The organism is Thalassospira sp. SM2505 (assembly GCF_054901115.1).
On record NZ_CM142731.1, the window covers coordinates 4,105,571 to 4,127,242 of the forward strand.

Here is a 21,672-nt window from a genome sequence, read left to right on the forward strand (position 1 = left end):
TGTGAACGAACGGGAAGGCCCGATACACCATGACCGCGATGATGAACTGGCAAAAACTGTTGTCACCCGCCCGGCTTGGCACCCGTCATTCCAGTGTCGGGGCGTTTGGTCGATCCGACTTTCACAAGGATTATGACCGCATCATCTTTTCTTCAGCTTTCCGCCGCCTGCAACGCAAGACGCAGGTTCATCCGCTGCCGGAAAATGACAATGTCCATACCCGCCTGACCCATAGCCTTGAGGTCTCATGCATCGGACGTTCGCTGGGCTTGATGATTGGTCATCGTTTACATGAAAAAGGCAGTCTTCCCGATACGATTGATCCCGACCATATGGCCGCGATCGTTCAGGCCGCCGCACTGTGTCACGATATCGGCAACCCGCCTTTTGGTCATGCCGGAGAATATGCGATCCGCCAATGGTTCATTGATGCCGACCCTTCTTTTACCCGCAGTCTGACCGCCGAACAGTTCGCCGATCTGACCACCTATGAAGGAAATGCTCAAGGTTTCCGGCTTCTGACCAACAAACGGACTGGTCTGTATGATGGCGGGATGCGTTTGACCTATGCGACACTGGCAAGCTTCCTGAAGTATCCCTGGTCTGCATCGGGCAGCCCCTTCCCGCAGAAAAAGAAATTTGGCGCCTTCCAAAAGGAATTTTCCCTGCTTGAAGAAGTCGCCGACGCCACGGGCCTGATCCGCACCGGTGATCAGTCATTTTGCCGCCATCCGCTGGTTTATCTGGTCGAGGCCGCTGACGATGCTTGCTATGCCCTGATCGATATCGAAGACGGGGTGGAACTTGAACTGGTCGATTTCCGGGTTCTTGAAGAAATGCTTCGTCCCTGTATCGCGGGTGATCTTCCGGCGGAATATGACCGCGAACCCAATGCCAGTCGCAAAATCTCGTTCCTGCGTGGCAAAATCATGACCGGGATTCTTGCTGCGCTGGTGGATGCCTTCGTCGCCAACGAGGACGCCCTTCTGGCAGGTGAGTGGAAAGGTGACCTTCTGGCCTGTGCAAGTGGTCCCTATAACGAGCTGATCACGACAGCAAAGTCATTCTCGGAAAAGCAGATCATTCTGAACCGCCGCAAGGTTCAGATTGAAGTGGGGGCCTTTGCCCATCTGGAAACCCTGCTTGACACCTTCTGCAAGACCGCGCTTGAGGTTCACAATGCCAGTTCCGAAGCGGACCTTCCATATCGTGCCGGGCGCGTACGCGAACTGATTGGCAATGACGCGATGCCGGTTGGTGCATCGCTTTATGATTTGTATCTGGTGATCCTTGATTATGTGTCGGGCATGACAGATGATTTTGCGGCCCGGCTGGCGCGCGACATTGGCGGCGGACAGCACTAACTGATGTGGATGCTTGGTCCCTTTATTGCCCGTTATCGCAGAAGAACAGCTTTCTTTGCCGCAACCGCAATTGCCGTTGTGGTTTATGGGCTGGTTGAACAAAGCACCCGTCCCGAGGTCGCCGCATGGTATTGGCCCGCAATAGCCAGTGCCATCAGCTTCACATTGACCCGTTTTATCGTTTCACGGCTGATTGCGCGCTTTGTGGGCGGTGTTCGCCGTCACCTGCGCTAAGGTTAATTCAGTCCCTAAAATGCAAAAGGCAGGCCCCAAGGCCTGCCTTTTACCTGGATTTCATGTCCGGCTGCCACGCAGCACAGACAGTGTCAGTTATTCCTGACCGCCACCCATGGCACTGCTGATTTTCTTGTCAGTATTATACTGGCTAAGAGAATAGACCGCCCAGATCGCAGCCGGAACCCAACCAACCACAGTTATCTGCAAGATGAGGCAGATAATGCCTGCAATAGGACGCCCGATGGTAAAGAACAGTAACCAGGGCAGAAGAAGTGCGATCAAAAGACGCATGGATGTGATCCCCTTGTTGCTTGGACGCGCTTACATGCCGTCGCTAAAGGTGACAACGACAACACGGTTGCCCTGCTCGGCAACACCATCATCGGTGGAAACCGGAACATTGGCTTCGCCGCTGATGCTAATCGCAAGCTTGCTTGCCGGCACACCGCCGTCACGAAGTGCTTTCACAACGGCATCAACACGCGATTTTGCAAGGATGTCGTTATACATCGCATCGCCTGCACGGTCGGCATAGGCAACCAGGCTGATCGATGCCGGTTCATATTTGCCATATGCTTCGACAATACCGTCGATGACCGACATGCCTTTGGTGTCGATTGCAGCACTGTCAAAGCCGAAATAGACATTCATCGGAACCGGCATCGGCATTGCAGCCATCGGGGCCGGTGCGGTGTCGAGTTCAGCCTGAACGATGGCGAGTGCCTGATAGAAAGCAGAACGGCAGTTGTCGATGTCTTCCTGCTGAATGTTTTCTTCAAGTTCCTGCAACCAGCAATCGAAGCTCGACTGTGCACGCGCAGCGGCCGTTGCAGCCTTTTCACGACCACCGGCATCAAGTGCTGCCATCAGGTCGCTACGTGCAACTTCCACTTCGCCTTCGGTGCCTGCTGGCAGGGTACGTTCGGAAATCATCTGCGGGCCGGTATCCTGGCTCATCGCAGCCATTTTCGAACGGCTGGTGAAGTAACGTGCATCGCTCCAATCGGCTTCGTCATACTCGGCCTGTGCGAGATCAGCGTAATTCTGGTGAAGAGCTGCATCAAATGCCGACCCTTCGTCAGCCATGTCACGCACCCCTGGAATGTTCATATTTGCGCACGCGCTCAGAAAGGCTGCGGCGGAAACAACGGCGAGCAGTTTAGCTTTCATCGGTGTTACTCCTTGTCTGACCGACATTCTTTATCCCAATCCCAATTTCGTTTCGGTGGTTATCATCAAACCGGACTTCAATGGATTATGACGACCACCAGACAGGTCATTTTTTTGCCTGTCACTTGCACCATATCGTTGTTGCAGTCGATCAGATCACAGACCTGACCCCGAATTTTGACACGTAACTTGCACTCACGCCCCAATGCCCCAAAACGATATGAGGGGGATATAATTACCCCTATCCAAGAATATATAGAAGTCAATTTCATGAAAAAAAGCAGTGGGATAGAGAAAATTCATAATCTTTTCGGTTCCAATCCCTGCGCAGGTGCCCGCACCGCAACGGTTTAACGGCCCAATCATCGACCGGAAAACCACAAAACACTGCGCGACCAACACGAAAAAGGCCTGATCAGACTTGCCACCTGATCAGGCCCCGGATTTCCAACGCTCAATGGTGATCAGACAGATCAATCAGATGATCCGCCAAACAGCCCTTTGACTGCTCCACCAAGTGCTTCGGCACCATCCTTGACCGACGAGCCACCTGTGCTCGCAGCGCCCCCAACAGCACCAACGACACCTTTGCCAAGATCGCCAACGCCCTGCAGCAGACCGTCAACATTCAAACTCGAAACGGCCTTGAAGACTGACGCGTTGATTGCGGTCAGAATTTCACTAGCAACTTCTGCCGGAGTTGCGCCGCCATCGTCCTTGCCAACATCTTCAAGATGAATTTCCGGAAGGCTTGCTGAAAGCTTTTTACCCTGCAGCAAAGCTGCTGACACACCGACATTGCCGTTACGAACATATACGTCATCAATGATAATTTTGGTGCTCGAACCGGCTTCTTCGCTGGCAGCTGTATCCGTCGCCCCATCTGCACCACCTGCGCCGGTCGGTCCCGAAACACGCTGGACAAAACTTTCAACATTGCGCTGAATGGTTGCGATGTTCGAGCTGCCATTGCCAAGTTCATAGGTAACACTTGGCGCATCGACAACGACTTCGATAATACGAATAGTGTCACTGGTCAGCGTTGTTCCGTCAAGGCGCACCGAAATATTGCCTAGCGAGAAGGCATAATCCGTCTTGAACCCGTCGGGATTACCAACAACCAGCCCCGTGATGCCTGCCGTATTTTGTGTGGGTTCGATCGTCACACCATCAACGGTCACTTCCGCCAGGGTCACACGTGTTCCGGCCTTTTCGATGGTCGTTTTGACGATATCGTCGAGATTGACATAGACATATACAAGTCCGCCCACGACCAGAACGATGATCGCTGCCAAACCAATCAGTATCTTTTTCATTGCTCGTATCCTGCTTAATTTGCCACCAAAACAATCCGACACTGACCACATGGGTATATGTTTGGTTGCGTTCAAGCAAAAGAGTTGCGCCGATCAGCACAACAATCAAGTTATTTTGCCAAGTTATTTTACATGACAAAACAGCGAACTAGGTTTCCCCGGCCCGCTGTTTTCACTCAATCGAAACGCGATCTGGTTACAGGTTGAATTCCACAACCACCGGTGCGTGATCGGATGGTTTTTCCCAGTCACGTGCAAGGTCATAGACCGATGCTGTTCGGACCGTCCCGGCCATATTCGGGGTCATCCAGACATGATCCAGACGACGTCCCTTATTACTGCCGCGCCAGTCACGAGAACGATAGCTCCACCAGCTAAACAGCTTCTCGGGTTCCGGAACAACTTCGCGTACTGAATCAATGAAGTCGCCTGACTGGCGGAACTTCTCAAGAATTTCGACCTCGATCGGTGTGTGGCTGACGACCCGAAGAAGCTGCTTGTGCGACCAGACGTCGTTCTCTGACGGGGCAATGTTGAAATCGCCAACCAGAACGGCCTTGCGGTTCGGATCAGCAGCACGACGGTCGGTCCACCAGGTGGTCATCTCGTCGATAAAGGACAGCTTGTGGGCAAATTTCTCGTTGATCGCCGGATCGGGTTCATCACCGCCCGCCGGGATATAGAAATTGTGCAGCTCGACCCCATTTTCGAATTTCGCCATGCAGTGACGGCGATCTTCCTTGCCACAGAAATGCTTGATGTCAGTTTCGACGAAAGGCATTCGTGAAACAATCGCCACCCCGTTATAGCTTTTCATACCGTGGTTATGACGATGAACATAGCCAGCAGCCTCAAATGCCTCATGGGGGAAATGCTCATCCGGGCATTTCAGTTCCTGAAGACACAGCGCATCGGGTTGCTGATCTTCAAGAAATTTGATGACCTGCTCGATGCGCAGGCGGACGGAATTGATATTCCAACTTACAATTTTCAAAACGGGCTCCGTTCAAATCCTGTTCGGGAAAGGCCCCTGCCCCACGACCCCGGAAATTTTCGAAAAGTTCTGACGTCTATTTCAACGTCACTGACAGTGTAGCGACACCCTCAATCGCCAGATCCATGCGGTCACCGCGAACCACCTGACCAACGCCCTCGGGCGTTCCGGTAAACAGCAAGTCACCGGGTTTCAGTTCGATCAGGGTCGATAGATGAACAAGCGCATCAATCACCGGCCAGATCATCTTGGCCGTGGTGTCGTTCTGACGGACATTGCCATTGACCGACAGTTTCAGACTGGTCGCATGCGGATTGCCTGCATCTGCTTTGGGCTTAAGCGCAGAGATTGCGGCACAGCCGTCAAACGACTTGGCCATATCCCACGGCAGACGGCGTTCCTTGAGGCCTGCCTGAACGTCACGGCGGGTCATATCAAGACCTGCCCCATACCCGAAAATCGCATCCTCAACCGCGGCACGGTCAAGATTTTTGCCCCCCTTTGACAGGGCAACGACAAGTTCACCTTCATAATGCAGATCTTCGGTTGCTGACGGGTAAGGCAGATCACCATCACCGACCACCAGACAACCGGTCGGTTTCATGAACACACATGGCGGCGTATCAGACGGGTCCGATCCCATTTCACGAACGTGATCGGCATAGTTTTTTCCGATGCAGAAAATGCGGTTAACCGGGAAAAGATCGTCGGAATCCTGAACCGGAATGGTCGTCGGTTCGGCAGGCTGGAAAATCAAACCCATGATGGCTCCTTGAAACTAACGCTGTTTGATAACAGTGATAGCCAAGCTACCCGCAAAAGAAAATGACTGAGATGTAAAACCCGGTCACAAAACGGATTTCTGTTCCTGCATTCGGGTTGGTTTTCCATCATCACGGCAGCTGTCTGACATATGGCCGCCATTCCAAATCACTTGACCACGTCAGACGCAAACTGAAAGACTGGCAAAGCCATGCCGCACGACCACCACCCGGACCATGGTCTGCACAAGGGGTATCGATGAAAAGCTCTCCCTATCTCCAAACGGCTCATCAGGTTCTTGATACTGAAAATGTTCGTCCGGAAAACGGTCTGGGCAAAAAGGAAATCGCTGAACGCCGAAGGAGATTTGGCCGCAATGTGCTTCGGCGAAGCAAGTCACGATCTGTCTGGAACATTCTGATTGATCAGTTCACCGGCCTGATTGTCTATCTTCTGGCCGGGGCAATGCTGCTTTCCTTTTATCTCGGTGACTGGACCGAAGGCAGCGCGATTGCAGTTGTCCTTGTCCTGAACGCTGCCATCGGATTTTCATCCGAATATCGCGCTGTCCAGTCAATGGAATCTCTGCGCAAACTTTCGCAAGTCAAAGCCCGTGTTCGACGCGATTGCATCGCAACCGTCATCCCGGCAGAAGATATCGTTCCCGGTGATATTGTTCTGCTTGAAGCGGGCGACATTGTTCCGGCCGATATACGCATCGTTGATTGCAACAATCTGCAATGTGACGAATCCACACTGACGGGTGAATCCCTGCCAATCGCCAAAACCAACGATATTCTTTCTGGTGATGACATCGTTCTTGGCGACCGGTTCAATATGGTTTTCAAGGGAACGGCAGTTACCCGCGGCGATGGCTTTGGGATTGTTACCGCAACCGGGATGGCCACCGAACTTGGTCATATTGCCGATCTGGCCGAAACGGCAGATGCCGAAACAACCCCGCTTGAAAAGCGACTTGATAAGCTTGCCGGTCAGTTGATCTGGGTCACACTCGGGCTGACCCTTTTTATAACGCTAAGTGGCATCTATGCCGGCAAGGACTTCCTGCTGATGGTCAAAACCGGTGTTGCCCTGGCAATTGCCGCTGTTCCCGAGGGTTTGCCGATTGTGGCAACGGTTGCCCTTGCACGTGGTATGGCGCGGATGGCGCGGCGCAATGCCCTGATCAAAAATCTGTCAGCCGTTGAAACGCTTGGTGCCACCACCGTCATCATGACTGACAAAACCGGTACACTTACCGAAAATCGCATGACAGTTGTCCGCCTGCGCACAAGTACAGTCATACTTGACGAGACGAATGCATTCGGGACAACCGGGGCGACCAGACCGGTTGAAACACCTAATGATCCGACACAAGAAATCGCCTTGCGAACCGCGATGTTGTGTAACGATGCAATCCTCATTTCACCAGCATCCGCAACCGGTACAAAAACGAACATATCATCCGCGCCAATTGGCGATCCGATGGAAACTGCGTTGCTCGAAGCCGTTACAAGGCAGGGATACGATCAGAAAACCTTGCTCGAAGATTTTCCACTGGTTGCGAAGGAAGCCTTTAGCGCCCAGACCCGGATGATGGCGACCTACCATCATCAACCAGACAATGACGCCCTGTTTGTTGCGGTAAAGGGCGCATCCGAAGCGGTGATTGACTGTTGTACTGATCTTCTCACGATCAATGGCAAGGTGCCGTTCGATGACAAGCTGCGCCATCAATGGACGGAATTTGCCACGGAGATGACCAGCGAAGGATTAAGGGTTCTCGGCCTGGCAATGAAAGAGGCAAGGTCGGAGGACACCGCTCCTTATGAAAATCTCACGCTTCTTGGATTGATCGCCTTGCTTGATCCGCCAAGAAGCGACGTCGCAAGTGCGATCAAGGCCTGTCACGACGCCGGTATTCGGACTGTTATGGTCACCGGTGACCATGCCGGAACCGCCCACAATATCGCCCGTCAGGTCGGCTTATGCAGATCGGACGCCCCGGTTTTGGAAGGCCGCGACCTTCAGGATGTTGGCAACGCTGCTGAACATAAACGCGAGGCCATTCTCGCGACCCCGGTTCTTGCCCGCGTCAGCCCGGAAAGCAAACTTGATCTTGTATCTCTTCATCAGGAAAGCGGCGCTATCGTTGCGATGACAGGGGATGGTGTGAATGACGCACCGGCCCTTAAGAAAGCCGATATCGGCATTGCCATGGGTCAACGTGGCACCGAAGTTGCCCGCGAAGCCGCCGACATGGTTTTACGCGATGATGCATTTCCATCCATCGTTGCCGCCATGCATATGGGCCGGGTGATTTTTGCCAATATCAGGACATTCGTGATTTATTTGATGTCTTGTAACTTCAGCGAGATCCTGATCGTCGGTCTGGCTGTTTTAAGCGGGCTTCCCCTTCCTTTACTGCCATTGCAGATTCTTTTTCTGAACCTTGTTACCGATGTATTCCCGGCCTTCGCGCTTGGTGTTGGTGAAGGCGCAAAGGGTGTCATGAAGCAACCACCACGCGACCCGGCAGAGCCGATCCTTGGTGCTTTGCACTGGATGCGGGTGATCGTCTATGGCGGGCTGATTACGGCAGGAACGCTTGGTGCATTTATTCTGGCCCACACAGTCTTTGCGCTGGGCGAACAGGAAGCCCTTTCCGTGTCATTCCTGACATTGGCCGCCGCCCAGCTTTTGCACGTATTTAACATGCGCGCTTCCGGTTCGAATGCATTGATCAATGATGTAAGCCGCAACCCGTTTGTCTGGGGGGCATTGGCATTGTGCTGCGTTCTGGTCGGGGCAACCTTGTGGATACCAAGCCTGTCGGATCTTCTGATGATCTCAAGCCCCGGTCCGACGGGCTGGATGCTGGTGGCTGGCGGCAGCATCACCCCGTTGATTTTGGGACAACTGGTACATGCATTTGTATTGCATAAAAAAATCCCGGCCCCGAAAACCACGCCCAAATGACAAATGCCGGGGAAATCCCCGGCATTTAAATCCTGACATCGTTGTCGAAAACCTGTCTAGAGCAGCCCTTCGATCACACGGTCTGGCGGTGTGTGGCCATCGACAAAGGTCTTGATATTGATCAGGACCTTTTCGCCCATATCCACGCGCCCTTCGATGGTGGCTGACCCCATATGCGGCAAAAGAACCGCGTTTTGCAGATCAAGCAGTTTGGGGTTTACGGCCGGTTCATGCTCGAACACATCAAGACCGGCACCGGCAATCTCGCCATCGGCCAGCATCCGGGTCAGTGCCGGTTCGTCAACGATCTCGCCACGTGCTGTGTTGACCAGAATGGCATGGGGTTGCATCAGCTTGAGACGCCTTGCCGAAAGCAAATGATAGGTTGCCGGTGTATGCGGGCAGTTAACAGAAACAACGTCGACATGGGCAAGCATCTGATCAAGGCTTTCCCAATAGGTTGCATCAAGTTCTTCTTCGATCTCCGGGTGAACGCGACGGCGGTTGTGATAATGAACCGACAGCCCGAACCCCTTTGCCCGGCGCGCCAGCGCACGACCGATACGGCCCATACCGACAATGCCAAGACGCTTGCCCCAGATGCGATGACCCAGCATCAATGTCGGGCCCCATCCGGCCCATTCGCCCTTGCGGATAAGGCGTTCGCCCTCGGCAAGGCGACGGGATACCGAAAGGATCAGCGCCATTGTCATGTCTGCTGTATCTTCGGTGAGAACGTCGGGCGTGTTGGTGACCGTGATGCCGCGCGACCGTGCGGTCTGCAAATCAACGTGATCCACCCCGGTTCCGAAATTGGCAATCAGACGAAGGTTCGGCCCCGCATGGGCAAGTACGGCGGCATCAATCTTGTCCGTCACAGTAGGGACAAGAACATCTGCCACTTTGACAGCTTCGATGAGTTGTTCCTTGGTCATTGCGGCGTCATCGATATTCAGACGCGCATCGAACAGTTCCATCATGCGGGTTTCAATCGCTTCCGGCAGCTTCCGGGTCACGACGACAAGCGGTTTTTTCTTGGTCATCTGCCGATCCTATGCGGTCTTTTAACTCTTTTTCTGACAAAATATGGCATGTCACATTTTTTGTGCCCTGCCGCAATGCAGTGATGCCATGCAGCAAGGTACAAAAGCAAGGATTTTGACGCATTTTTTGTAATTTTATTACGTGAAGAGGATTTCTGACAGATCCCTGTCAGAGCTCCGAAACAAGGGAATACCAACAAGATGCCGCAGTTTTTGCGCACATTTATGTATCGCTTCATGGCTTTGGCTGTTCTGGCAAGTCTGACCACCCCGATTGTGGCCAGCGCCCAAGAATCCGGTCTGCCCATTCCGCGATTTGTCGCACTGCGATCAGACAAGGTATTCTTGCGTTCCGGGCCGGGGCTTCGATATCCGAAAGTCTGGATTTATCAACGTCGCAATATGCCGATGGAAGTCGTGTCTGAATTTGATACATGGCGTAAGGTTCGCGACTGGGAAGGCAGTGAAGGCTGGGTTCATCAAAGCCTTCTGGTCGGCTCTCGACATGTGATCGTCACCGATGACAGTATCACGCTTTATTCCGCGGCTGATGAAAATGCCCGCAAGATCGCTATGGTCTCGGCCAGCGTCATCGGAAGCATCGAAGACTGCCCGGCCAATATGAACTGGTGCCAGCTGCGCTTTGGCGATTTCGAAGGATGGGCACCGCGTCACGGTTTCTGGGGCGTGTATGAAGATGAAACCGTAGAAGGCTAGACGACAGGATAGATTTCCGAAAACCACCCGTCCTTTCGATCAAACGAACCAAAGGCCCCGCGGAACATCCACGGGGCCTTTTAAATAATTGCGGCTTTACGGAAGATATCAGGCATCGACAGACATACGGTTTTGCGGACGATCAGCCCCGCCACCGCTGTTTGATGTCGCATGACCACCGCTGTCATACCCGCCAAAGACCGGCGTGGAATAGGATTGTCTGGTGTTTGCACCCGACGATTGCCCAAAGGTTTCCTGTGCCAGCGGATCACGTTTATCGGCGTTCGGGTCAAAGACCGGCCTGTCATTCTGTTCAAGGAACGGATCAGGTCGTGGTTCAGGCAAGCCGAACCCGCCAATACTGACCGTCTGACTGGCAAGCTGGGTGGCGATATCCCCAAGATAGGCCTGCAGATTTGCCGAAATACGCGACCTGATATCCTCGGCACCGGATGTTTCGGACGCCGCCAGTTGGGCCTGGACAATATTGTCGCCTGCAACCTGTGAAACGCGGTTTTGATCCTGCGCAACGGCAAGACTGCCGCGATCAGCCGACAATGAAGTCTCGCGATCACGCAATGCCTGCTGCGCTTCATCAATCAGGGCACGTGCATTTGAAACGCCCGAACCATCCGTCAGGTCAATTGATGAAAGCCCCGTCGCCAAATCCTCGGTCGACGATGCATAAAGTTCGACATTGATCCGGTTATCTGACGACGTTCCGGAACCGACCTGTACCGATATCGTTTGATCCGCATCCAGAAGGTTCCGGCCATCGAAGCTGCTGTTTGCAGCAATATCGTCAATTTCGCCCAGATAATCTTCGATCTGGCTATTAAGTTGCGCACGCTGCTGCGCCGAAAGGTCCGGGCTTTCTTCTGCGATTTCGATCAGGGATTCAATTTCGTCAAGCGCATCACCGATGCGCGACAAATCACTTGATGCCTGTGTCAAAAGGTTGCTGGCACTGCCAAGCGATCCACGAAGCTTTTCTGTGGTGTAACTCGCACCACGAAGCGAATCGGTATTGCGTTCAGAACTGCCCGATGACGTGGGATACTGGCTGCCATCAGACGCGATCAACCGGTTCTGCGGTGCAATCGCACGCGCAGTATTGGTATAGATCGTAAGCTGACTCGCAACTGGTTCCATTGCTTTTCCGCACAAACAAGCCGGCGAGGCAACTACATGCTGCACGGACAAAGAAATTGAAATCATTCAAAACTTTGTCCACCTGACCTTCCTGGTGTCCGGCGGAAATACCAGCCATTAGTATAGATTATTAGCGATGAAACATTAAGCCAAATCGCACAATCAAGGCGCGATTTTAAAAACCCCCACCCAATCTGGGCGCAATCAGCCTGTAAAGTCCGCCTGCAAACGTCAATCCGGGCTGCCCCGAACAGCCCGGATCAGACCGCTTTACGGCGCAGAACAGCAAACAGTTCCAGATGTGACGACCACAGGAACTGATCCACCGGGACGACCTTTTGAATTTCATAGCCGCCATTGCGCAACACACGCATGTCGCGCGTAAAGGTCGCCGGATTACAGGAAACCGCAAGAACCCATTCAGGTCCGCCTGTTGCCAGTTGCTCGCACTGGGCCAGTGCGCCTGCACGCGGCGGATCAAACAGCACCAGATCAAATGCCCCCAACTCAGCTGCGGTAAGCGGCTGACGGAACAGGTCACGTTTGACAACCTTGATCGGACTTCCTGACTGACCCACGGCATATTGCAAAAGTTCGACCGCACGCGGGTCACTTTCAACAGCAGTCACCGACCGGCGCTTGCCATGCAAGGCCAATGCGAATGTAAAGCTGCCGACCCCGCAGAACAGATCGGCGACCTGTCTCGGTGCAATTTCATCCAGTGTCTGCTTGACCGCATTTACAAGGGATTGCTGACCATCAAGCGTTGCCTGCAAGAACCCGGCAGGCGCAATCGACACTTCGACATTTTCAAAGGACACCAGCGGCGTATGCCGGGCGGCAACCGGTTCATCCGGACGATCCCCGACCTGCCAGCTCAGACGCGCAAGGTTCTGTGCCCCGGCGAATTCGGCCAGATCCTGACGCATATCAAGATTGGGGTCTGCACTGGCCTGGATCAGAACATCAAGTCCGTTATCGACAAGGGTAACAAAGACCTCCTTGATATCGCGCGCGTAATCTGGCGGACAGGATGTCAGGAAATCGACAAAGGCAGAACGGAACGCCATCAATTCCGGGCGCAAAACAGCGCAGTCAGGAACATTCAAAACCGTATGACTGAACCGGCCATGGAAACCGACAAACACCCCGGTCGCCCCGACATGAACGGAGAAACCCGCGCGACGGCGACTTGCCGGTGGTGAAATTTCAACATCGGCAATCAGATCATCTGCATCCTCGGGATCAATCCCCGCCCGCAAAACAGCAGTTTTGGCCTTGTCATATTTCCACGCCCGGTAATCATCGTCGCTCATATGCTGAAGCGCACAGCCGCCGCATTCCTTGAAATGCGAACAGCGTGGCGGGTTGAACGCACCGGTGCGGGCAATTTCCTCGATGACTTCGGCGCCATATCCGTCACCGCGTTTCTGACGCAGGGCAACCCGCACTTCATCCCCGGGCAACACGCAATCAACATAGACCAGAACCGCTTTACCATCCGGGGCCTGAATATGCGCAATGCCATCACCACGCGCACCAACCTGTTCGATGGTGACGGGCGCTTCAAAACCAATCAGCGGATCACGCCGGGACGGTTGACGCTTGCGTCCCCCACGGGCACGGGGATTGCGGTGATGATGTTTCATAAACTCTCTCTCGGGGGTGATCTTCGTCACACTTTTATCTGGCAAATTATCGCGGGTGCCAGAAGCCAGCCTCAGATACACCAGTTGGCGCGCCACGAACAGGGGCGAACAAAGATTTAATCCTGCGTCTGCCCGTAAAAATGGTGCAGACGCCCCGGCAACGAACTTATTGCGCAAAAAATTATATGCAAATGAACGCGACTAAACCCTTAAAATCCTGTAATAATGGCACCATTAAACATAGAGCGAATTGCTTATCGTCTGCGTGACACAAAACCGTTTGTAAGACATCATACGCATGATGCCTTTGCAAATGACGTGACGAATGCGTTTTTTTTGCGCGCATATCCGGGTTTGGGGAACCTGTTTTGCGGGTCACGTATGGGGGAGAGATGGAAGAAGAAAACAAACAAGCTGATGAAAATGCATCCACGCAAACGTCCCGTTTGAAGAAACGGGCATTGTTGGCAGGTTTTCTGACGGCAGTTTTCCTTGGCTCTGTGACTTTCTTTTTCTGGCAAACGTTTGAAAAAAATCGTCGTACCATTCTTCTGTCCGCAGCCCAGATTACAGCCACGTCTGTAGCCCAGCAAGTCAGCCAGATTGTCACAAGCAACCTCGCCGTTCTTGAAAGCTTTGCAGATAACTGGCAAGACGGCGCGCCCGAGGATGAACGCGCATATCTCTCGATTGCCACCCCGCTGCAAAGCCGTTTTCCGGCGCTGCAGGCAATCAACTGGATTTCGCCCAATTACATCATTTTATATGTAGCCCCGATCAAGGGGAACGTTCCGGCCATTGGTGCCGATCTGAAACGCCATCCGATGGCAGGCCCGGTTCTGGATATCGCCCTTGATCAGCGCAGAACCCAGATCACCCCGACACTTGAACTTCTTCAGGGCGGGCGCGGATTTGCGGCCTATAGCCCGGTTCTGGGCCGTGATGGCGAGATTATCGGCATCATCAACGGGGCATTCCGCATCCGTTCCATGCTGGCCTCGGTCATCAATACCGAACAGGTCGAAGATTACACCGTGCGTGTGCGCGAAGGTGACACTGTTCTGTTTGAAATCCGTGGCGAAGGCGATGACGAACAGTTGCAACGCACCGTCCCGGTCGAGATTGTCGGGCGTCAGTGGCAGGTCGATGTCATTGCCGACCCCAAACTTGCAAGCCAGCACACCATCAATCCTGAACTTATTTTACTGTTCGGGACGCTGGTAACAGCGTTGTTTACCGTTCTGATCTTCATGCTGACCAACCGGCAGAAAACATCATCCCGACGCCATCTGCATCACATCAATGCCGGTGATGATATCAATGACCTTGCTTTGTCGATTACCAAGCTTGATGGTCATCTGAAATCAATGTCGCCGGAAACGGCCGAATTCTTTGATCTGCGCGAAGAAGATTACGGATTTATCCGCTTTTACAATCTGGCACCGGAATTCCAGTCCGACGGAACCGCTTCGCGCCGATCGCAGGAAAAGATGCTGCTTGCCATCAATCGCGGCGAGGAAGAATTACGCCGTGAATGGATTGTCCGCAGTGCCGAAGGCGTTCATGTCGTCTGCAATCTGGCGATGAAGCCATCCGCCAGCAATCCTGATTGCGTTGATATCACCCTGCATCACAATCCGGCGGCCAACGCATCGGTTAATCGGTTGCGGTATCTGGCAACGCATGACCCGCTTACCGGGCTTCCGAACCATGCACTGTTTGAAGACCGCCTTAATCAGGCGGTTGCCCATGCCAAACGGTATGAAAAGCTTCTGTCGGTTCTGGTGGTTGATATCGACAATTTCCGCGCCATCAATGACCGGTTCGGCGCAGATATCGGTGACGAAACATTGCGCACCATATCCGGGCGTCTGCGCGCGACAGTGCGTGAAAAAGACACCTGTGCCCGGTTCTCGGGGGACATGTTTGCGATTATCGCAACCGACCTGTCAGAGGCCGAAGGCGCGGCACTGGTTGCCGAACGCGTGGTCGAAGCCATGTCACAGCCGATCCAGACCACGACGGGCGAAGAAATCCGTCTGCATGTCAGTGTTGGTGTCGCCCTGTATCCCAACGATGCGCGCGCACCGTCGCAATTGCTGGCCAATGCGGATGCCGCAATGTATCGCGCCCAGAAATCTGCGGAATCGTCTTATTGCTTCTTTGTCGAGACGATGAACAACGTGATGCATGCGCGTCTTTCAATGGAAACGCAATTGCGCCGTGCGGTTGATGAAAAGCGCTTTGTCCTTGAATATCAGCCGCGCTATCGGACATCCGACCGCACCCTGACCGGGTTTGAGGCGCTGTTGCGCTGGATTGATGACAGTGGCAAGCGCCGCCTGCCGCCTGACTTTATCGCGGTTGCCGACCGGACGGGGCTTTTGTCACCACTGGGTCAATGGATCATTGAAACCGTGTGCAAACAGATCGCCCAATGGCGTGAACAGGGCTATGTCCCGGTTCCGATTGCATTGAACGTTTCAAGCCGCCAGTTCATTCAGGCTGACCTGATCAAGAACATCATTGATCTTACGGCTGAACATGAAATTGATGCCGCCATGATCGAGATCGAGGTTTCCGAAGACATCGCCATGCGTGAACCTGAACGCGCGCTTGGCCAGTTCTATCGCTTTGCCGAGGCGGGTATTGGCCTGACGCTTGATCACTTTGCAGCGGGCAATACGTCGCTACGCTATCTGAAACGCTTCCCGGTTCAGCGGATCAAGCTGTCAAAATCGCTGTTCAATCTGGCCCTTGATGAGCAACCCGAAAACAGCATCCTGCAACCGGCAATCCGGCTGTGCAAAAGCCTTAATCGCAAGGTGGTTGCTGTGGGTGTTGAAACCGAAGAACAGCTTGCCGTGCTTCAGGCTGCGGATTGTGACGAGATGCAGGGCTTCTTGCTGTCTGCACCACTTGATGCAATCGACACCGCCGAACTTCTGCCCCGGCAAAAGAGCCCGGCGCGCCCGAAAGCAACATCAAGTCCGGCAGAAGACGAACATTCAGGCTAGCTTTCGCAAATTGCCTGCTCATTGATTCGGCAGCCTAAAAACCAAAAGCCCCGCAGCATTATCTGCGGGGCTTTTAATTTGCAAATCCGGCAGCCTCAAACACTGCGCTTGCCAGATACCGACTGGATTATTGAGGCCTAAAGCAGGAAAATCGCTGCCAGTCCAAGGAATGCAAAGAAACCGACAACATCGGTAATCGTCGTCAGGAACACCGATGAAGATACAGCGGGATCAATACCCGCACGTTCCAGACCAAGCGGGATCAGGGCACCAAACAGCCCGGCAAAAAGCAGATTGATAATCATCGCAGCGCCAATCACACCGCCCAGCAAAAGATCATCAAACCAAAGCCAGGTTACAGCTCCGGACAAGATGGCAAATGCCAGCCCGTTCAGACCACATACAGCGACCTCCTTGCGGATCACACGCCATGCGTTGGTGCTGGTCAGCTCACGCGTGGCAATCGCACGCACCGCAACAGTCAGGGTCTGCGTACCGGCATTCCCGCCCATCGAGGCCACAATCGGCATCAGAATCGCCAGTGCGACCAGCTTTTCAATCGTCCCTTCAAACAGGCCGATGACCACCGACGCCATGATCGCGGTTCCCAGATTGACCAGAAGCCAGGTAAAGCGGGACCGGGTGGTATCAAGGATCGCACTTGAAAGGTCATCCTCCTCGCCGACACCGGCAAGGCGCATCATGTCTTCTTCGTATTCCTCGTCGATAACGTCAACGACGTCATCGACCGTGATCACACCGACAAGACGACCGGAATCATCCACAACCGGTGCGGAAATAAGGTCACGCTGACGGAACAGATGGGCGACGTTTTCCTGTTCCTCGGTCACAAGGACCGTGCGCATTTCATCGGACCCCATCACATCACGCACCAGCACCGGACGGTTGGTGCGGATCACACGCGACAAAGGCACAATGCCGACCGGGCTGTAACGCGGATCAACGACGATGATGTCGTAAAAGTCATCCGGCAGATTTTTGGCCGACCGCAGGAAATCGATGGTCTGGCCGACCGACCAGTAATCCGGGATCGCCACCAGCTCGCGCTGCATGATACGACCGGCGGTATATTCCGGATAGGAAAGTGCTTCTTCAACACGCGCACGTTCGATATCGGAAAGCGCGCCAAGAAGTTCGCGCTGTTCGTCGGCATCAAAATCCTCGATGACCTCGACAACGTCATCTGAATCAAGCTCTGTGATGGCCTCGGCCACCACATCTGTGCCGAGCAGGTTGATGACTTCCTCACGAAGGTCATCGTCAAGTTCGGTCAGGAATTCCGGGTCAAAGTCGGGGCGGATCAGTTCGACAAGTTGCGCACGCTGGTTCGAGCTTGCCCAGCCCAGCAAATCTGCAATGTCGGCAAAGTGCAATTCGCCAAGCAGTTCAGAAGCAGTGTTGCTGTCTTCCTCGCCAAGGGCGTCAAAGATTTCGCGCGCATATTCAGGTGTCAGATCGACATATTCATCGCCGGTGGATGTATCCGCCGGACGGTCGAGTTCATCAACTTGACCTGCCATCTGCCCCTCCCTGAGTTACGTGCTGCTGTTTGCGCCCTGCACCAGATTGAAACTGTCTTATGAAAACGCCGCGCCGGGACGTTGATGATCAAAATCCCGACACGGCTGTTTCTGCGCTATCGCATGGCCCCGGTCAAGGGGCGCAACGACAGATATTTTATTGGCCTTCCTGACTACGCGTTACCGCATCAACAACCGCGATTGCAGTCATATTGACGATACCGCGCACCGTGATCGACGGGCTGACCACATGTGCCGATTTCGCAGCACCGACCAGAATCGGGCCAACCGGCAAACCATCACCCAGCATCTTGACCAGATTATAGGAGATGTTGGCAGCATCAAGGGTCGGCATCACCAGAAGGTTCGCAGCCCCCTTAAGCATCGAATGCGGGAAGATACGATCACGGATCGGCTGTGAAATTGCCGCATCGGCATGCATTTCACCTTCGACCTCAAGGTCAGGCGCCTGCGTACGGATCAGCTGAAGCGCGTCGCGCATCTTGCAGGCCGACTTGTTTTCGTGACTGCCGAAGTTCGAATGCGAAATCAAGGCGGCCTTTGGCGTAATGCCAAACCGCTTGACCACATCGGCTGCCATGATCGTGGTTTCAGCCACATGCTCAGGGGTCGGGTCAACCGACACATAGGTATCGGTCAGGAAGAAGGTCCCCTGCTTCATGATCATCATATTGACCGTCGAGAAGTCGGTCACGCCTTTCTGCAGGCCCACAAGATTGCGGACATAGCGCAGGTGACGCAGGAAACCGCCCTGACAGCCACACAGCATCGCATCCACTTCACCACGACGCAGCATAAGGGCTGCGATCACGGTTGGACGGGTACGCACGATGGAACGGGCATATTCCGGGTTGATCCCGCGACGTCCCATGATGTTGTGGAAGTCCTGCCAGTCCTGTTCGAAATGCGGATTGTCATCCGGATCATGGATTTCAATCTGTTCATCAGGGATCAGACGCAAGCCAAGTTCGGTGATGCGTTCCAGGATCACTTCGCGACGACCAATCACCACCGGAACGCAGACGCCGTCATCGACAAGCACCTGACAGGCCTGAAGAACGCGGCGCGATTCGCCTTCGGGATAGACCACGCGTTTTTTATGTGCGCGTGCCATGTCAAAGACCGGCTTCATCACCAGACCGGACCGGAAGACAAAGCCTTCAAGCTGCTGGCGGTAATGATCGAAATCCTCGATCGGGCGTTTGGCAACACCGCTATCCATCGCAGCCTTTGCCACACGCGGCGGAATTTCAAGCATCAGACGCGGATCAAACGGTTTGGGAATAAGGTATTCCGGACCGAATTTAAGTTCCTCACCGCCATAAGCCGTCGCAACAACGTCCGAAACCTCGGCGGTTGCCAGATCGGCAATCGCCTCGACCGCGGCAATTTTCATTTCCTCGTTGATCTCGGTCGCACCGACATCAAGCGCACCACGGAACAGGAACGGGAAGCAAAGAACGTTATTCACCTGGTTGGGATAATCGGTACGCCCCGTCGCCATAACGGCATCCGGGCGGATTTCCTTGACCAGTTCAGGCGATACTTCCGGGGTCGGGTTGGCAAGCGCCATAATGATCGGGCGTTCACCCATCTTGCGCAGTTCGTCCTCGCCCATGACATTGGGCGCAGACAGACCAAGGAAGATATCAGCCCCTTCGATCACGTCACTTAATGTGCGGGCATTGGTTTCAATGGCATAATCCGCTTTCCACGGATCCATTTCTTCCTGACGGCCCTTGTAAACGACACCAAACCGGTCGGTGACCGTGATGTTGTCCTTGGGCAGTCCCATCGACACCAGAAGGTTAAGACACGCAAGCGCGGCGGCACCAGCCCCCGATGTCACCAGACGGACCTTGTTGATATCCTTGCCCGTGACACGCAATCCATTCAGAACCGCAGCCGCGACACAAATCGCCGTTCCGTGCTGGTCGTCATGGAAAATCGGAATGTTGCAACGTTCGCGCAATGCTTTCTCGATGATGAAGCATTCAGGCGCTTTAATGTCTTCGAGGTTAACACCCCCGAAAGTCGGCTCGAGTGCAGCGACGATATCGATAAATTTTTGCGGGTCGGTTTCGGCGACTTCAAGATCGAACACGTCGATATTGGCGAACTTCTTGAACAGAACTGCCTTGCCCTCCATCACCGGCTTGGATGCCAGCGGGCCAATCGGGCCAAGACCAAGAACAGCCGTACCGTTGGAAATCACACCGACCAGATTGGCGCGCGCAGTATATTCCGCCGCCGTATCGGGGTTTTTGACGATTTCTTCACATGCAAACGCAACACCCGGCGAATAGGCCAGGGCAAGGTCACGCTGGTTGGCAAGTGTCGTCGTCGCCGTTACGGACAATTTCCCCGGGGTGGGATACCGGTGATAGTCCAAAGCTGCTTCACGCAGCTTGTCATTTCTATTTGCCATCATAATACCTTTTAATTTCAGGTATTTACATTAATTAACCAGAAAATGGTTAAATCCTGATAATTCGTTCTAGTGGGAAACCCAGACTAAATGAGTTTTCCCTGTGATTGAAGCACTCAGTGCAACGTTCTGCCAAAGGGCTGCATTGCATAATTTTCAACGCGGCACCGCACAATAAATCAATCAGTTGTATCGCAACCGCGTTAACCCGACCGGCCCCGCCCAGAGCTGGCTGACAAAAACATTGTAGGGGATATATGGGGAAGGTCCACAAACGAAAAAACCCGCCGTTTCTGGCGGGCTCTTTTATCGGGAAACTCCGGTTGCCTGACCCGCAATCGAAAACCCGGAAACAAAAAAGCCTCCTCTTGAAAAGAGGAGGCGTTTTTGGTGCGGTCGAGAAGACTCGAACTTCCACGGGGGTTAGCCCACAGCGACCTCAACGCTGCGCGTCTACCAATTCCGCCACGACCGCATATTGTCTGCAGCAAAGCCCGTGAGGTGTAGAAGTGGGCTTGCCTTGGCGCGGAAAGGGAGATAGCAAATTGATTACCCCTGATCAAGGGCTCATTTCACTTAATTTCATTTATTTGTCAGGAAAAATGCATTCCATCGCCCCAACCGCGCAAATCATCGAGTGGCGCACCACCCCGGAGTTGGTTCCCTACCCCGAAGCCCTTGCTGAAATGGAGGCCCGCGCCGAAGCGATCCATGCAGGCGAAGCCAATGAACTTGTTTGGTTTCTTGAACATCCGCCACTTTATACGGCCGGGACCAGCGCCCATCAGGAAGATTTGGTCGATCCGGATCGCTTTCCTGTCTATGACGCGGGTCGCGGCGGGCAATATACCTATCACGGACCGGGTCAGCGGACGGTTTATCTGATGCTGGACCTCAAGAATCGGGGTCGCGACGTCCGGGCATATGTTCATAATCTCGAAGAATGGGTGATTCGCACCCTGGCTTTGCTGGGCATCAAGGGTGAACGACGCGATGGCCGCGTTGGCATCTGGGTCGTGCGTGAAGATGGTCGGGAAGACAAGATTTCCGCCATTGGCGTGCGCGTGCGCCGCTGGGTGACCTTTCACGGGATTGCAATCAATGTCGCACCGGATCTTTCACATTTCGGCGGCATCGTGCCCTGCGGCATTTCCGAGCATGGCGTCACCAGCCTTGCCGACCTTGGTGTCGATATTTCTATGGATGAGCTCGATCGCCTGTTAAAACAAACGTTTAGTGAAGTCTTTTCTGGGCCAACTGAATGAGTGATACGTCGCAACCA

At 53.8% G+C, this 21,672-nt stretch carries 16 protein-coding genes and 1 tRNA gene; 6 read left to right on the top strand and 11 right to left on the bottom strand.

Features of this window, described 5'->3' with window-relative positions; all coding sequences use genetic code 11:
- Positions 1-29 precede the first annotated feature (29 nt).
- Both ACTU44_RS19245 and ACTU44_RS19250 read left to right on the top strand, forming a co-directional pair.
- Positions 30-1,364, top strand: coding sequence for a deoxyguanosinetriphosphate triphosphohydrolase (locus ACTU44_RS19245; RefSeq protein WP_462096134.1), 1,335 nt, complete (start codon positions 30-32; stop codon positions 1,362-1,364).
- A 3-nt stretch (positions 1,365-1,367) separates the two neighbouring features.
- Positions 1,368-1,598, top strand: coding sequence for a hypothetical protein (locus ACTU44_RS19250; protein WP_462096135.1), 231 nt, complete (start codon positions 1,368-1,370; stop codon positions 1,596-1,598).
- Between the two features lie 96 nt (positions 1,599-1,694).
- Here ACTU44_RS19250 and ACTU44_RS19255 read toward each other — a convergent pair whose 3' ends face one another.
- The 5 genes from ACTU44_RS19255 to ACTU44_RS19275 all read right to left on the bottom strand — a co-directional run bounded on the left by ACTU44_RS19255 (position 1,695) and on the right by ACTU44_RS19275 (position 5,844).
- The gene (locus ACTU44_RS19255) at positions 1,695-1,892 is read right to left on the bottom strand and encodes a YqaE/Pmp3 family membrane protein (protein ID WP_114098245.1); all 198 of its coding nucleotides are present in this window, start codon (positions 1,890-1,892) and stop codon (positions 1,695-1,697) included.
- Between the two features lie 30 nt (positions 1,893-1,922).
- Positions 1,923-2,771 carry an OmpA family protein gene (locus ACTU44_RS19260; RefSeq protein ID WP_114098244.1) on the bottom strand — a complete coding sequence of 283 codons (849 nt, stop codon included), beginning with the start codon at positions 2,769-2,771 and terminating at the stop codon, positions 1,923-1,925.
- 473 nt (positions 2,772-3,244) lie between these two features.
- Positions 3,245-4,087: an AsmA family protein gene (locus ACTU44_RS19265; protein WP_462096136.1), complete on the bottom strand. Its 843-nt coding sequence runs from the start codon at positions 4,085-4,087 to the stop codon at positions 3,245-3,247.
- A 196-nt stretch (positions 4,088-4,283) separates the two neighbouring features.
- On the bottom strand, positions 4,284-5,081 hold the full coding sequence (gene xth, locus ACTU44_RS19270) for an exodeoxyribonuclease III (protein ID WP_114098242.1): 798 nt from the start codon (positions 5,079-5,081) through the stop codon (positions 4,284-4,286).
- A 76-nt stretch (positions 5,082-5,157) separates the two neighbouring features.
- Complete coding sequence (locus ACTU44_RS19275) at positions 5,158-5,844, bottom strand: fumarylacetoacetate hydrolase family protein (protein WP_114098241.1); 687 nt, start codon at positions 5,842-5,844, stop codon at positions 5,158-5,160.
- A 257-nt stretch (positions 5,845-6,101) separates the two neighbouring features.
- Here ACTU44_RS19275 and ACTU44_RS19280 point away from each other — a divergent pair, with 257 nt between their 5' ends.
- Positions 6,102-8,822: a cation-translocating P-type ATPase gene (locus ACTU44_RS19280; protein WP_462096137.1), complete on the top strand. Its 2,721-nt coding sequence runs from the start codon at positions 6,102-6,104 to the stop codon at positions 8,820-8,822.
- 56 nt (positions 8,823-8,878) lie between these two features.
- On the opposite strand, the gene ACTU44_RS19285 is transcribed toward ACTU44_RS19280, so the two are convergent.
- Complete coding sequence (locus tag ACTU44_RS19285; protein WP_114098239.1) at positions 8,879-9,865, bottom strand: 2-hydroxyacid dehydrogenase; 987 nt, start codon at positions 9,863-9,865, stop codon at positions 8,879-8,881.
- Between the two features lie 201 nt (positions 9,866-10,066).
- On the opposite strand from ACTU44_RS19285, the gene ACTU44_RS19290 reads away from it, so the two are divergent.
- Positions 10,067-10,582 carry an SH3 domain-containing protein gene (locus tag ACTU44_RS19290; protein WP_336083773.1) on the top strand — a complete coding sequence of 172 codons (516 nt, stop codon included), beginning with the start codon at positions 10,067-10,069 and terminating at the stop codon, positions 10,580-10,582.
- Positions 10,583-10,690: 108 nt separating this feature from the next.
- On the opposite strand, the gene ACTU44_RS19295 is transcribed toward ACTU44_RS19290, so the two are convergent.
- Together ACTU44_RS19295 and ACTU44_RS19300 are read right to left on the bottom strand one after the other, a co-directional pair.
- Entirely contained in the window at positions 10,691-11,734 is a 1,044-nt protein-coding gene (locus ACTU44_RS19295) for a flagellin N-terminal helical domain-containing protein (RefSeq protein WP_462096138.1), read from the bottom strand.
- Between the two features lie 260 nt (positions 11,735-11,994).
- Positions 11,995-13,383: a class I SAM-dependent RNA methyltransferase gene (locus ACTU44_RS19300; RefSeq protein ID WP_462096139.1), complete on the bottom strand. Its 1,389-nt coding sequence runs from the start codon at positions 13,381-13,383 to the stop codon at positions 11,995-11,997.
- A gap of 392 nt (positions 13,384-13,775) precedes the next feature.
- Between ACTU44_RS19300 and ACTU44_RS19305 the strand changes: the two genes are divergently transcribed.
- Complete coding sequence (locus ACTU44_RS19305; RefSeq protein ID WP_462096140.1) at positions 13,776-16,400, top strand: bifunctional diguanylate cyclase/phosphodiesterase; 2,625 nt, start codon at positions 13,776-13,778, stop codon at positions 16,398-16,400.
- 137 nt (positions 16,401-16,537) lie between these two features.
- Here ACTU44_RS19305 and mgtE read toward each other — a convergent pair whose 3' ends face one another.
- From mgtE to ACTU44_RS19320, 3 genes are all read right to left on the bottom strand, one after another.
- Positions 16,538-17,941 (bottom strand): magnesium transporter, encoded by a 1,404-nt coding sequence (mgtE, locus tag ACTU44_RS19310; protein WP_114098234.1) that lies wholly within the window; start codon positions 17,939-17,941, stop codon positions 16,538-16,540.
- A gap of 157 nt (positions 17,942-18,098) precedes the next feature.
- Entirely contained in the window at positions 18,099-20,390 is a 2,292-nt protein-coding gene (locus tag ACTU44_RS19315) for an NADP-dependent malic enzyme (RefSeq protein WP_114098274.1), read from the bottom strand.
- Between the two features lie 388 nt (positions 20,391-20,778).
- Positions 20,779-20,865 (bottom strand) — tRNA-Leu (locus tag ACTU44_RS19320).
- Positions 20,866-20,992: 127 nt separating this feature from the next.
- On the opposite strand from ACTU44_RS19320, the gene lipB reads away from it, so the two are divergent.
- A complete protein-coding gene (gene lipB / locus ACTU44_RS19325; RefSeq protein ID WP_114098233.1) occupies positions 20,993-21,655 on the top strand; it encodes a lipoyl(octanoyl) transferase LipB in 663 nt (220 codons plus the stop codon).
- The last annotated feature ends 17 nt before the right edge of the window (positions 21,656-21,672 follow it).